This is a genomic window from Citrobacter sp. Cf118 (genome assembly GCF_030334095.1).
Lineage (GTDB): Bacteria > Pseudomonadota > Gammaproteobacteria > Enterobacterales > Enterobacteriaceae > Citrobacter > Citrobacter freundii.
In genome coordinates this window covers 1-12421 of the sequence record NZ_JAOWES010000065.1, presented here as the reverse complement: position 1 = coordinate 12421, position 12421 = coordinate 1, and the positions used below count along the sequence as shown (strand labels likewise).

Below are 12421 nucleotides of genomic sequence, written 5' to 3'. Positions count from 1 at the left end.
GTCACTTACTTAGGTAAGCTCCTGGAGATTCACTGACTTGCCGCCTTGACGCATCACGAATGCTTTTGTGGAAAATAAGCACTCCGACAAGAAGTAACCTCTATCTTAGAGGTAATGAATGTAAACTACGCGTTAATGCGACAAATCTCAAGCAGGACGTTTGAGAGTGCCACTCTCGTGCATCGCATCAAATACCAGCATGATCAGCTTATCTTCGAGCACGAACCGGGCTTCCAGCGCTTCGCCGAGATCCGATAAAACCTTTTGAAACTCAAGGAAGTTATCATGATCAATCGCAGTTTCCAGGCTGGAGTCATAGTAGTCCATGATCAGCTGCGTATTGGCTTCCAGCAGCGGCCAAATTTTTGTGGCTTTTAAAAGCTGCCCGTTCCCTTCCAATTTATGGAGAATACGTTCATAAATACTGAAGTGTCCGGTGGAGAGGTAATCGACCAGGCTCTGACAAAAATCATCCAGCGCCTTTTCATTGAGTCGCATGTACGATTCTTTGCCAGGCTTAATGCCAACCAGATTGTAGTAAGCCACGAGCAGGTGCTTACGTACATGTAGCCAGCGATCAACCAGTTTATTACTTCCTCCGACGTGCTCCGTCAGGCTTTCCAGCTGGTTTAGCATGATTGACTCCGCAAGATGGTGTTTAGGAACTGCTCACCCGTAAATGTAAAAATAATGTAAACAACATGCCTGTGAAGCAAAGGTTGTGCAAGAGATATGGATCGTATAATTGAAAAATTAGATAGCGGCTGGTGGATTGTCAGTCATGAGCAAAAGTTATGGTTACCTCATGGCGAGCTACCTTATGGCGACGCAGCCCGTTTTGATCTGATTGGTCAGCGCGCGCTGCCAATAGGCGAGTGGGAAGGGGAAACTGTCTGGCTGGTGCAGCAGCAGCGTCGACACGATATGGGGTCGGTGCGCCAGGTCATTGACCAGGACGTTGGCCTGTTTCAACTGGCCGGACGAGGCGTACAGCTGGCGGAGTTTTACCGCTCGCATAAATTCTGCGGTTACTGCGGCCATCCCATGCGCCCGAGTAAAACGGAGTGGGCGATGCTCTGTAGTCACTGCCGCGAACGTTATTACCCGCAAATTGCTCCCTGCATAATTGTCGCTATTCTCCGAGATGATTCCATCCTGCTCGCCCAACATGTTCGCCATCGCAACGGCGTGCATACCGTGCTGGCGGGTTTTGTCGAAGTGGGCGAGACCCTCGAGCAGGCGGTGGCGCGTGAAGTCATGGAAGAGAGCGGCATTAAGGTGAAAAACCTGCGTTATGTCACTTCTCAGCCGTGGCCGTTCCCACAGTCTTTGATGACCGCATTTATGGCGGAGTATGATAGCGGCGAAATCGTCATCGACCCGAAAGAGCTGCTGGAAGCGAACTGGTATCGCTATGACGATTTACCGCTCTTGCCCCCGCCGGGTACTGTCGCGCGTCGATTGATTGAAGATACTGTGGCAATGTGTCGGGCTGAGTACGAGTAAAGAGCGAGTGGTGATACACTGATGGACTGACGCAATAAGGAACTGCAAAAATGACCGAACTGAAGAACGATCGTTATCTGCGTGCGCTGCTGCGCCAGCCCGTTGATGTCACTCCGGTATGGATGATGCGCCAGGCAGGCCGTTATCTACCGGAATACAAAGCTACCCGTGCCGAAGCGGGCGATTTTATGGCGCTGTGCAAAAATGCCGAGCTGGCCTGCGAAGTCACGCTGCAGCCGCTGCGTCGCTATGAACTTGATGCCGCGATCCTCTTCTCCGATATCCTGACGATCCCGGATGCGATGGGACTCGGGCTGTATTTTGAAGCAGGAGAAGGTCCACGCTTCACCTCTCCGATTACCAGCAAGGCTGACGTCGACAAACTGCCGATCCCGGACCCGGAAGATGGGCTGGGATACGTGATGAACGCGGTGCGCACTATCCGCCGTGAACTGAAAGGCGAAGTGCCGCTGATCGGCTTCTCCGGTAGCCCGTGGACGCTGGCGACCTACATGGTTGAAGGCGGCAGCAGCAAAGCCTTCACCGTGATTAAAAAGATGATGTATGCCGACCCTAAAGCGCTGCATCTGCTGCTTGATAAGCTGGCGAAGAGCGTCACGCTGTACCTGAACGCGCAGATCAAAGCGGGCGCGCAGTCGGTGATGATTTTCGATACCTGGGGCGGTGTGCTGACCGGTCGCGATTATCAGCAGTTTTCCCTGTACTACATGCACAAAATCGTCGATGGCCTGCTACGCGAGAACGAAGGTCGTCGCGTACCTGTGACCCTGTTTACCAAAGGCGGTGGTCAGTGGCTGGAAGCGATGGCGGAAACCGGCTGTGATGCGTTAGGTCTCGACTGGACCACTGACATTGCCGATGCGCGTCGTCGTGTAGGTCATAAAGTGGCGCTACAGGGCAATATGGATCCGTCCATGCTGTATGCACCGCCAGCCCGCATCGAAGAAGAGGTGGCGACAATTCTGGCCGGATTCGGTCAGGGCGAAGGGCATGTCTTTAACCTGGGCCACGGCATTCATCAGGACGTCCCGCCAGAACATGCGGGTGTCTTTGTGGAGGCGGTACATCGGTTGTCCGAACAGTACCACCGCTAAGGAGTCATTATGGATCTTGCGTCATTACGCGCGCAGCAGCTTGAACTGGCCTCTTCATTGATCCGCGAGGATCGTCTGAAGAACGATCCGCCGGATCTGATCGGCGGGGCGGACGTTGGGTTTGAGCAGGGTGGCGAAGTGACGCGAGCCGCGATGGTCTTACTGAAGTATCCCACGCTTGAACTGGTTGAATACAAGGTGGCGCGTATCGCCACTACCATGCCTTACATTCCCGGTTTTCTCTCCTTTCGTGAAACCTCCGCGCTGATGGCCGCCTGGCAACTGCTCTCGCACAAGCCAGATCTGCTGTTCGTTGACGGGCACGGCATTTCGCACCCGCGGCGTCTGGGCGTGGCCAGCCATTTTGGCCTGCTGGTGGACGTCCCAACGATTGGTGTGGCGAAAAAACGGCTGTGTGGCAAGTTTGAACCGCTCGCTGCTGAACCCGGTGCGCTAGTGCCATTGCTGGATAAAGGCGAACAGCTGGCATGGGTCTGGCGCAGCAAAGCGCGCTGTAACCCGTTGTTTATCTCTACGGGCCACCGCGTGAGTATGGACAGCGCACTGGCGTGGGTACAACGCTGTATGAACGGCTATCGTCTGCCGGAACCAACGCGCTGGGCAGATGCGGTGGCATCCGAACGCCCGGCTTTTACGCGGCTTGCAGCAAAAGCGCCCCATATCGGGTAAACTGCGGCTAATTTCCGTATTTGAGAACTCATCATGTTACAAAATCCGATTCACCTGCGTCTGGAGAAGCTGGAAAGCTGGCAGCACGTCACATTTATGGCCTGTCTGTGCGAACGCATGTACCCGAATTACGCCATGTTCTGCAAGCAAACTGAATTTGGCGATGGACAGATTTACCGCCGAATTCTGGATCTGATTTGGGAAGCGCTGACGGTTAAAGACGCGAAAATCAATTTCGACAGCCAGTTGGAAAAGTTTGAAGAGGCCATTCCTTCTGCAGACGATTACGATCTGTACGGCGTTTATCCGGCGATTGATGCCTGTGTGGCATTAAGCGAACTGATGCATTCACGTCTTAGCGGTGAAACGCTGGAGCATGCAATTGAAGTTAGTAAAGCTTCGATTACGACGGTAGCGATGCTGGAAATGACCCAGGCTGGTCGCGAAATGACCGATGAGGAGCTCAAAGAGAACCCTGCCGTTGAGCAAGAATGGGATATTCAGTGGGAAATTTTCCGACTTTTAGCCGACTGTGAAGAACGCGATATTGAGCTGATAAAAGGACTGCGTGCAGACCTGCGAGAGGCTGGCGAGAGCAATATTGGTATAAATTTTCAGCAATGACACCACAAAACGTGATTTAACGCCTGATTTGTCGTGCCTGAAGGCTTCCCATCCGCCCCCGGTCTGGTCTACATTTGGGGGGCGAAAAAAAGTGGCTATCGGTGCGTGTATGCAGGAGAGTGCTTTTCTGGCATTTCCGTCGCACTCGATGCTTAGCAAGCGATAAACACATTGTAAGGATAACTTATGAACAAGACTCAACTGATTGATGTAATTGCAGACAAAGCAGAACTGTCTAAAACACAGGCTAAAGCTGCTCTGGAATCCACTCTGGCTGCTATTACTGAGTCTCTGAAAGAAGGCGATGCTGTACAACTGGTTGGTTTCGGTACCTTCAAAGTGAACCACCGTGCTGAGCGCACTGGCCGCAACCCGCAGACCGGTAAAGAAATCAAAATTGCCGCAGCTAACGTACCGGCATTTGTTTCTGGTAAAGCACTGAAAGACGCGGTTAAGTAATTCGCGTGGCAGTGAACAGTTTTAACGAAGGGGCGGTTTCGCCCCTTTTGTCCATCTGGCGTCATACGCTTTGGCTTTCAGGTGTTCTGTTACTGTCTGCCTGCGGTAGCCATTCTGAGCTTCCTCCGTTCACGGCCAGCGGCTATGTTGGCGATCAGGGGGCGGTACGCATTTGGCGTAAAGACTCCGGTGACGATGTTCACTTGCTCTCGGTATTTAGTCCGTGGCGAAAAGGCGAAACCACTACCAGTGAATACCGCTGGCAGGGTGATTCGCTCTCTCTGATAGAACTCAACGTTTACAGTAAACCGGCTGAACATGTCCGTATACGCTTCGATGACCGGGGCGAACTGAGCTTCATGCAGCGTGAAGTCGACGGGCAAAAGCAGCAGCTTTCCAGCGATCAAATCGCGCTTTACCGCTATCGCGCCGATCAAATTCGCCAGACCAGCGATGCGCTGCGTCAGGGACGGGTGATATTGCGTCAGGGACGTTGGCATGCGGATAACACGGTCACAACCTGTGAAGGTGAAACGCTGAAGCCAGACCTGGAGTCGTGGGCGATAAACCATATCGAGCGCCGCCAGAAACATTCATCCGTAGAGGTGAGTGTGGCATGGCTGGAAGCGCCCGAAGGGTCGCAGATACTGCTAGTCGCCAATGAAGATTTTTGTCACTGGCAGCCTACAGCCAAAACTTTCTGATAATCTGCCATCAGGCAATACTGTTACCAGTGACCCATTCCCATATGGCCGCCGCCGCGATGGTTACCGCCACCGCCGCATCCGCCGTAGCCCATTCCCGCGCCACGCGGCACGCCAGCCTGCGCCATTGCGACATCGCGTTTAACACGCTGCTCGTCCAGAGACTGATTCAACGCTTCCATCTCTTTTGCAACGGCATTAATTTTTGCCGTGTCCGGCGAACTGGCCGTTAATAGTGCATTGTACTCATAACGTTTGGATGTCAGCTGTTGGCGCAACGCGCTGGTCTGGGAGTAGTAATCATCATAGATTTTCTGCGCGGCAGCCTGCTGCTCAGCGGTCATTGGGGTACCGCCCCGTTGCTGCATTCCATCACCATATCCCCAGTGATTCTGCGCCAGTACCGGGGTGGAGCCCAGTGCGATCAGAGAAAGTGCAATCAGTGCCAGTTTGTTGTTCCGTTTCATCGTTCGTTCTCCTGTTGGTTAGCTTACATTCCCTATTGCATCTTCCGTGCCAAAGCGGCAATCCCAGTCCTGCGGGCGTCGTACCCGCCGTCTTTGCAGGAAAACGAGTAAAAATGACTCGCCAGAACGCGCCAGCGAGTCATTTTTACCCGGTACTTTCAGCTGTTTGTGTCTGAGGGCAGGGTTATCAGGGGGAAAAAATGGCATGATTTCTGCTGTATACCTGCAACGATGAAAGGAACAAGTGGGGTAAAGGGAGAGCGTATGCGTCTTTATAAGGATACGGTGGCAAAGTGGTTGAGCCGACTCTTGCTGGCGGCAATCCTGATTTTGGTCGGCTGGTTTTCGATTATGACTATTCGGGACTATGGGCGGGAAAGTGGCGCCGCGCGGCAAACGCTACTGGAGAAAGGCAGCGTGCTCATTCGCGCTCTGGAGTCTGGTACGCGTGTAGGCATGGGGATGCGCATGCATCATGCCCAGCAGCAGACGCTCCTGGAGGAAATGGCCGTACAACCAGGCGTGCTATGGTTTGCCGTCGTCGATGAGCATGGTGTCATTATTACTCACAGCAATGCCGCGATGGTCGGAAAAACGCTCTATTCACCGGATGTCCTGCGACAGCTTAGTCCTGGGGAGCAAGAAAGCTGGCGGAATATTGAAATTCCAGCGAGGGATGGTGAAAAAACGCCGGCCCTGGAAATTTATCGCCAGTTTCAGCCGATGTATGGTCCAGGACGCCACGGCATGGCGCGCTGTGCCAGCAATGACGGGCAGCTTATCACCCCAGCGCAAACCATATTTATCGCCTTTGATGCCAGCGATCTGACAGCGACTCAGGCAAGAGAGTGGCGTAACACACTGATAGTCCTCTGTGCGCTGGCGGCTGTGTTGCTGGCCACCGTACTGACGTTCTTCTGGTATCAGCGCTATCAGCGCTCGTACAAAGAACTTCAGGATGCGATGAAGCGTAAAGAAAAACTGTTAGCGCTCGGGCATCTTGCGGCTGGAGTGGCGCATGAAATTCGTAACCCGCTTTCATCGATCAAAGGTCTGGCGAAGTATTTTGCCGAGCGAACCCCGGCAGGAGGCGAGTCGCATGAGCTGGCACAGGTGATGGCGAAAGAGGCGGATCGTTTAAATCGGGTGGTGAGCGAGCTGCTGGAGCTGGTGAAGCCTGCACATCTGACGCTGCAACAGGTGGATCTCAATGAGGTTATCACCCACTCATTACACCTGGTGGGTCAGGATGCGGCAAACAGGGAAATCCAGCTCCGCTTTTCGGCCAATTCTACGCTGCCCGCTATCCAGGCCGATCCTGACCGACTGACTCAGGTTTTGTTGAATCTGTATCTGAACGCCATTCATGCGATTGGTCGTCAGGGCACGATCACGGTTGAAGCGAATGAAAGCAGCGGCGATCGCGTTAAAATTGTGGTTACCGATAGCGGGAAGGGAATTGCAGCGGAACAGCTGGAGGCCATTTTTACGCCTTACTTTACAACCAAAGCTGACGGAACCGGCCTCGGGCTGGCGGTGGTGCAGAACATTATCGAACAGCATGGTGGCACCATTCAGGTGGTAAGCGTTGAGGGCAAAGGTGCGACCTTTACTCTTTGGCTGCCGACCAAAGCGAAACAACAGGATTAACAAGGATGACGCGCGGAAAAATCAATATTCTGGTAGTAGATGACGATATCAGCCACTGCACCATTTTACAGGCGCTGCTGCGCGGCTGGGGTTATGAGGTCGCGCTGGCCTATAGCGGGCGAGCGGCGCTGGAACAGGTGCGCGAACGCGTATTTGATTTAGTGCTGTGTGATGTACGCATGGCGGAGATGGACGGTATCGCAACGCTGAAAGAGATTAAAGCGCTGAATCCGGCGATTCCGGTCTTGATCATGACGGCGTTCTCCAGCGTAGAGACCGCCGTTGAGGCGCTTAAAACCGGGGCGCTGGACTACTTAATCAAGCCGCTGGATTTTGACCGTCTGCAGGAGACGCTGGAAAAGGCGCTGGCGCATACGCGGGAAATGGGCGCTGAATTGCCGTCAGCGTCGGCTGCGCAGTTTGGCATGATTGGCAGCAGTCCGGCGATGCAGAAGTTGCTCAATGAAATCGCGATGGTTGCGCCCTCAGATGCGACAGTGCTCATTCACGGAGACTCCGGCACGGGCAAAGAACTGGTGGCCCGGGCGCTGCATGCCAGCAGCGCCCGTCGCGATAAGCCGCTGGTGACGCTCAACTGCGCGGCGCTTAATGAATCGCTGCTGGAGTCCGAACTTTTTGGTCACGAGAAAGGGGCGTTTACCGGGGCGGATAAACGCCGGGAAGGGCGCTTTGTGGAAGCCGATGGTGGCACGTTATTTCTTGATGAAATTGGCGATATCTCACCGCTGATGCAGGTGCGTTTGCTGCGGGCTATCCAGGAGCGAGAAGTACAGCGGGTTGGCAGCAACCAGACTATTGCGGTTGATGTCCGGCTGATAGCCGCTACGCATCGCGATCTAGCAGAGGAAGTCAGCGCCGGGCGCTTTCGTCAGGATCTCTACTATCGTCTGAACGTCGTCACCATTGAAATGCCAGCGCTGTGCCAGCGCCGGGAAGATATTCCGCTGTTAGCCGAACATTTTCTCCAGCGTTTTGCCGCGCGTAACCGTAAAGCGGTGAAAGGCTTTACTCCACAGGCGATGGATCTGCTGATTCACTACGACTGGCCGGGCAATATTCGTGAGCTGGAAAATGCGATTGAGCGCTCGGTGGTGCTGCTGACGGGGGAATATATTTCCGAACGTGAACTGCCGATGGCGATTGCCGCGACGCCGATAAAAACGGAATGCAGTGGCGAGATCCAACCGCTGGTGGATGTCGAAAAGGAGGTGATTCTGGCGGCGCTTGAAAAAACGGGCGGCAATAAAACGGAAGCCGCCCGTCAGTTAGGCATTACGCGTAAAACGCTGCTGGCGAAAATTTCGCGTTAGCGTTGCTCGCGTTCAATGGCGCGCCAGCCGATGTCGTTACGGCTGAAGCTGCCATCCCAGCGGATGTCGGTCATCAGGGCGTAAGCGCGTTTCTGCGCTTCAGCCACGGTGTTGCCCAGCGCGGTGGCGCACAGCACGCGACCGCCGTTGGTCAGCACGCGATCGTCAGCAGACAGTTTGGTACCCGCGTGGAACACTTTACCGTCAGCGACGTCTTCCAGCGGCAGACCGTGGATCTCATCGCCGGTATTGTAATTACCCGGATAACCTCCGGCGGCAATGACCACGCCCAGCGAGGCGCGTTCGTCCCACTCGGAGGTTTTCTCATCCAGCTTGCCGTCACAGGCGGCGAGGCACAGCTCCACCAGATCGGACTTCATGCGCAGCATGATCGGCTGGGTTTCCGGATCGCCGAAGCGGCAGTTAAACTCGATAACCTTCGGGTTGCCCTGCTTGTCGATCATCAGGCCCGCGTACAGGAAACCGGTATAGGTGTTACCTTCCGCCGCCATGCCTTTCACCGTTGGCCAGATGATGCGTTCCATGGTGCGCTGGTGGACTTCGTCAGTCACTACCGGAGCAGGGGAGTAGGCCCCCATCCCACCGGTGTTCGGGCCGGTATCGCCATTGCCCACGCGCTTGTGGTCCTGGCTGGTGGCCATCGGCAGCACGTGCTCACCGTCGACCATGACAATAAAGCTCGCTTCTTCACCGTCGAGGAACTCTTCAATCACGATGCGGTGGCCCGCGTCGCCAAACGCGTTGCCGGCCAGCATGTCATGAACCGCGGCTTCGGCTTCCTCCAGCGTCATCGCCACGATAACGCCTTTCCCGGCAGCCAGACCGTCAGCTTTGATAACGATCGGCGCGCCTTTCTCGCGCAGGTAAGCCAGCGCAGGTTCGATTTCGGTGAAGTTCTGATATTCCGCCGTCGGAATCTGGTGACGGGCGAGGAAATCTTTGGTGAAGGCTTTGGAGCCTTCCAGCTGCGCGGCGCCTTCGGTTGGGCCGAAGATTTTCAGACCGGCGGCGCGGAACGCATCGACCACGCCAATCACCAGCGGCGCTTCCGGGCCAACGATGGTCAGATCGATCTTCTCGTTCTGGGCAAAGTCCAGCAGCGCCGGGATATCCGTTACGCCGATGGCCACGTTTTGCAGCGTGGGTTCCAGCGCGGTGCCCGCATTGCCCGGGGCGACAAATACTGTTTCGACTTTTGGCGACTGCGCCGCTTTCCACGCCAGGGCGTGCTCGCGCCCGCCGTTGCCAATCACTAATACTTTCATCGTCTGCTCCGTGGATTAATGGCGGAAGTGGCGCATATCGGTAAATACCATCGCAATGCCGTGTTCATTGGCGGCGGCAATCACTTCGTCATCGCGAATAGAACCACCCGGCTGGATCACGCAGGTCACACCGGCGGCAGCAGCGGCATCAATCCCGTCGCGGAACGGGAAGAAAGCGTCAGAAGCCATTGCAGAACCTTTCACTTCCAGGCCTTCGTCGGCCGCTTTGATCCCGGCGATTTTCGCGGAGTACACGCGGCTCATCTGGCCTGCGCCTATGCCAATAGTCATGTTCTCTTTGGCATAAACAATGGCGTTGGATTTCACGAACTTCGCCACTTTCCAGCAGAACAGCGCATCGCGCAGCTCTTGCTCGGTTGGCTGACGTTTGGACACCACGCGCAGTTCACCTTCGGTCACCATACCCAGGTCACGGTCCTGAACCAGCAGACCGCCGTTAACGCGTTTAAAGTCCAGGCCCGGAACGCGCTGCGCCCATTGGCCGCAGACCAGCACCCGAACGTTCTGCTTGGCAGCGGTAATTTTCAGTGCTTCTTCGGTGGCGGATGGGGCGATGATCACTTCCACGAACTGGCGGGAGATGATCGCCTGCGCGGTTTCAGCATCCAGCTCGCGGTTAAAGGCGATGATGCCGCCGAACGCGGAGGTCGGGTCGGTTTTATAGGCGCGGTCGTAAGCGTCAAGAATAGAGGTACTTACTGCTACACCACACGGGTTCGCGTGTTTGACGATCACACAGGCTGGCTCGTTGAATTCTTTCACGCACTCCAGCGCCGCATCGGTATCGGCGATGTTGTTGTAGGAAAGTGCTTTGCCCTGTACCTGCTGCGCGGTGGCAACGGAGGCTTCTTTAACATTCTCTTCTATATAGAAGGCAGCCTGCTGGTGGCTGTTCTCGCCGTAGCGCATATCCTGCTTCTTAATGAAGTTCAGGTTCAGCGTACGTGGGAAGCGACCGGCGGCTTCTTTGCTTTCACCGTGGTAGGCCGGAACCATGCTGCCGAAGTAGTTGGCGATCATGCTGTCGTAAGCGGCGGTGTGTTCGAAGGCTTTAATCGCGAGATCGAAACGGGTGTCGAGGGTCAGAGAACCGTCGTTGGCATCCATCTCTTTAATAATGGCGTCGTAGTCGCTGCTCTTCACAACGATAGCTACATCTTTATGATTCTTCGCGGCGGAGCGCACCATGGTCGGGCCGCCGATATCGATGTTCTCTACTGCATCTTCCAGCGAGCAGCCTTCGCGTGCGACGGTCTCGGCGAACGGATACAGGTTAACGACAACCATATCGATAGGAGCAATGTGGTGTTGTTCCATAATGGCATCATCCTGGCCGCGACGACCGAGGATGCCGCCGTGGACCTTCGGATGCAGGGTCTTCACGCGTCCATCCATCATTTCCGGGAAACCGGTGTAATCGGAAACTTCGGTTACCGGCAGACCTTTCTCTGCTAACAGGCGCGCAGTGCCACCTGTAGACAGCAGCTCCACACCACGTGCGGAAAGTGCCTGGGCGAATTCGATGATACCGGCCTTGTCAGAAACACTGAGCAGAGCGCGGCGGACTGGACGACGTTGTTGCATGGTAAATCCCCTGGATTTGACTATTACAGAGAGCGTTAGGTGAATTCTTGGCTAAAAACTCAGCTAACGCCCCTTACGGGGCATCCTTGTTGTGCGGGGGCATTGTAACGAAAACGTTTGCGCAACGCTCGCGAATTTTTAATTTTCGATTTTGCCCCTCGTTTCGAGCGCTGAAGATCGCACATATACAGAAAGGATCGCAGAAGTAATGGGTGGGTTTGTGGATAACTCTGTGCGTAAATAGGTATAAGGCGGGGTTTTGCTGTGGAATGCAGCAGTCAGTCATTTTTCTGTCATTTAAGGGTTGCGGGCCACAGGAAACTCCCTATAATGCGCCTCCATCGACACGGCGGATGTGAATCACTTCACACAAACAGCCGGTTCGGTTGAAGAGAAAAACCTGAAAATGAGGGTTGACTCTGAAAGAGGAAAGCGTAATATACGCCACCTCGCGACAGAGCGCTAAAGCGCGTCGCAACTGCTCTTTAACAATTTATCAGACAATCTGTGTGGGCACTCGAAGATACGGATTCTTAACGTCGCAAGACGAAAAATGAATACCAAGTCTCTGAGTGAACATACGTAATTCATTACGAAGTTTAATTCACGAGCATCAAACTTAAATTGAAGAGTTTGATCATGGCTCAGATTGAACGCTGGCGGCAGGCCTAACACATGCAAGTCGAACGGTAGCACAGAGGAGCTTGCTCCTTGGGTGACGAGTGGCGGACGGGTGAGTAATGTCTGGGAAACTGCCCGATGGAGGGGGATAACTACTGGAAACGGTAGCTAATACCGCATAACGTCGCAAGACCAAAGAGGGGGACCTTCGGGCCTCTTGCCATCGGATGTGCCCAGATGGGATTAGCTAGTAGGTGGGGTAACGGCTCACCTAGGCGACGATCCCTAGCTGGTCTGAGAGGATGACCAGCCACACTGGAACTGAGACACGGTCCAGACTCCTACGGGAGGCAGCAGTGGGGA

General features: G+C 54.7%; 13 protein-coding genes and 1 rRNA gene. 9 read left to right on the top strand and 5 right to left on the bottom strand.

Annotated features, from left to right (window positions below; genetic code table 11):
- Nucleotides 1-147: 147 nt before the first annotated feature.
- Nucleotides 148-636, bottom strand: a complete 489-nt coding sequence (locus tag OGX67_RS07050) for an Rsd/AlgQ family anti-sigma factor (RefSeq protein ID WP_003033077.1) — start codon at nucleotides 634-636, stop codon at nucleotides 148-150.
- Nucleotides 637-732: 96 nt separating this feature from the next.
- On the opposite strand from OGX67_RS07050, the gene nudC reads away from it, so the two are divergent.
- The 6 genes from nudC to OGX67_RS07020 all read left to right on the top strand — a co-directional run bounded on the left by nudC (nucleotide 733) and on the right by OGX67_RS07020 (nucleotide 5098).
- Complete coding sequence (gene nudC, locus OGX67_RS07045; RefSeq protein WP_257652056.1) at nucleotides 733-1506, top strand: NAD(+) diphosphatase; 774 nt, start codon at nucleotides 733-735, stop codon at nucleotides 1504-1506.
- A 50-nt stretch (nucleotides 1507-1556) separates the two neighbouring features.
- Complete coding sequence (gene hemE / locus OGX67_RS07040) at nucleotides 1557-2621, top strand: uroporphyrinogen decarboxylase (protein ID WP_003033073.1); 1065 nt, start codon at nucleotides 1557-1559, stop codon at nucleotides 2619-2621.
- Nucleotides 2622-2630: 9 nt separating this feature from the next.
- The gene (gene nfi, locus OGX67_RS07035; protein ID WP_257652057.1) at nucleotides 2631-3311 is read left to right on the top strand and encodes a deoxyribonuclease V; all 681 of its coding nucleotides are present in this window, start codon (nucleotides 2631-2633) and stop codon (nucleotides 3309-3311) included.
- A gap of 33 nt (nucleotides 3312-3344) precedes the next feature.
- Entirely contained in the window at nucleotides 3345-3935 is a 591-nt protein-coding gene (locus tag OGX67_RS07030) for a YjaG family protein (RefSeq protein ID WP_003842015.1), read from the top strand.
- 186 nt (nucleotides 3936-4121) lie between these two features.
- Nucleotides 4122-4394: a nucleoid-associated protein HU-alpha gene (hupA, locus tag OGX67_RS07025; RefSeq protein ID WP_001044509.1), complete on the top strand. Its 273-nt coding sequence runs from the start codon at nucleotides 4122-4124 to the stop codon at nucleotides 4392-4394.
- A gap of 11 nt (nucleotides 4395-4405) precedes the next feature.
- Complete coding sequence (locus OGX67_RS07020; protein ID WP_003033064.1) at nucleotides 4406-5098, top strand: DUF1481 domain-containing protein; 693 nt, start codon at nucleotides 4406-4408, stop codon at nucleotides 5096-5098.
- 23 nt (nucleotides 5099-5121) lie between these two features.
- Here the strand turns inward: OGX67_RS07020 and zraP are convergent, their stop codons facing one another.
- Both zraP and OGX67_RS07010 read right to left on the bottom strand, forming a co-directional pair.
- Nucleotides 5122-5565: a zinc resistance sensor/chaperone ZraP gene (gene zraP, locus OGX67_RS07015; RefSeq protein ID WP_032945657.1), complete on the bottom strand. Its 444-nt coding sequence runs from the start codon at nucleotides 5563-5565 to the stop codon at nucleotides 5122-5124.
- Nucleotides 5566-5583: 18 nt separating this feature from the next.
- Nucleotides 5584-5772, bottom strand: coding sequence for a hypothetical protein (locus OGX67_RS07010; RefSeq protein WP_128299017.1), 189 nt, complete (start codon nucleotides 5770-5772; stop codon nucleotides 5584-5586).
- A 57-nt stretch (nucleotides 5773-5829) separates the two neighbouring features.
- Between OGX67_RS07010 and zraS the strand changes: the two genes are divergently transcribed.
- Nucleotides 5830-7215 (top strand): two-component system sensor histidine kinase ZraS, encoded by a 1386-nt coding sequence (gene zraS, locus OGX67_RS07005; RefSeq protein WP_257652058.1) that lies wholly within the window; start codon nucleotides 5830-5832, stop codon nucleotides 7213-7215.
- 5 nt (nucleotides 7216-7220) lie between these two features.
- Nucleotides 7221-8546: a sigma-54-dependent response regulator transcription factor ZraR gene (zraR, locus tag OGX67_RS07000; protein ID WP_204584284.1), complete on the top strand. Its 1326-nt coding sequence runs from the start codon at nucleotides 7221-7223 to the stop codon at nucleotides 8544-8546.
- On the opposite strand, the gene purD is transcribed toward zraR, so the two are convergent.
- Both purD and purH read right to left on the bottom strand, forming a co-directional pair.
- Entirely contained in the window at nucleotides 8543-9832 is a 1290-nt protein-coding gene (purD, locus tag OGX67_RS06995) for a phosphoribosylamine--glycine ligase (RefSeq protein ID WP_003033057.1), read from the bottom strand. The genes zraR and purD overlap by 4 nt on opposite strands.
- A gap of 15 nt (nucleotides 9833-9847) precedes the next feature.
- Entirely contained in the window at nucleotides 9848-11437 is a 1590-nt protein-coding gene (gene purH / locus OGX67_RS06990; protein WP_257652059.1) for a bifunctional phosphoribosylaminoimidazolecarboxamide formyltransferase/IMP cyclohydrolase, read from the bottom strand.
- Between the two features lie 621 nt (nucleotides 11438-12058).
- On the opposite strand from purH, the gene OGX67_RS06985 reads away from it, so the two are divergent.
- Nucleotides 12059-12421, top strand: a 16S ribosomal RNA gene (locus tag OGX67_RS06985); the annotation flags it as partial.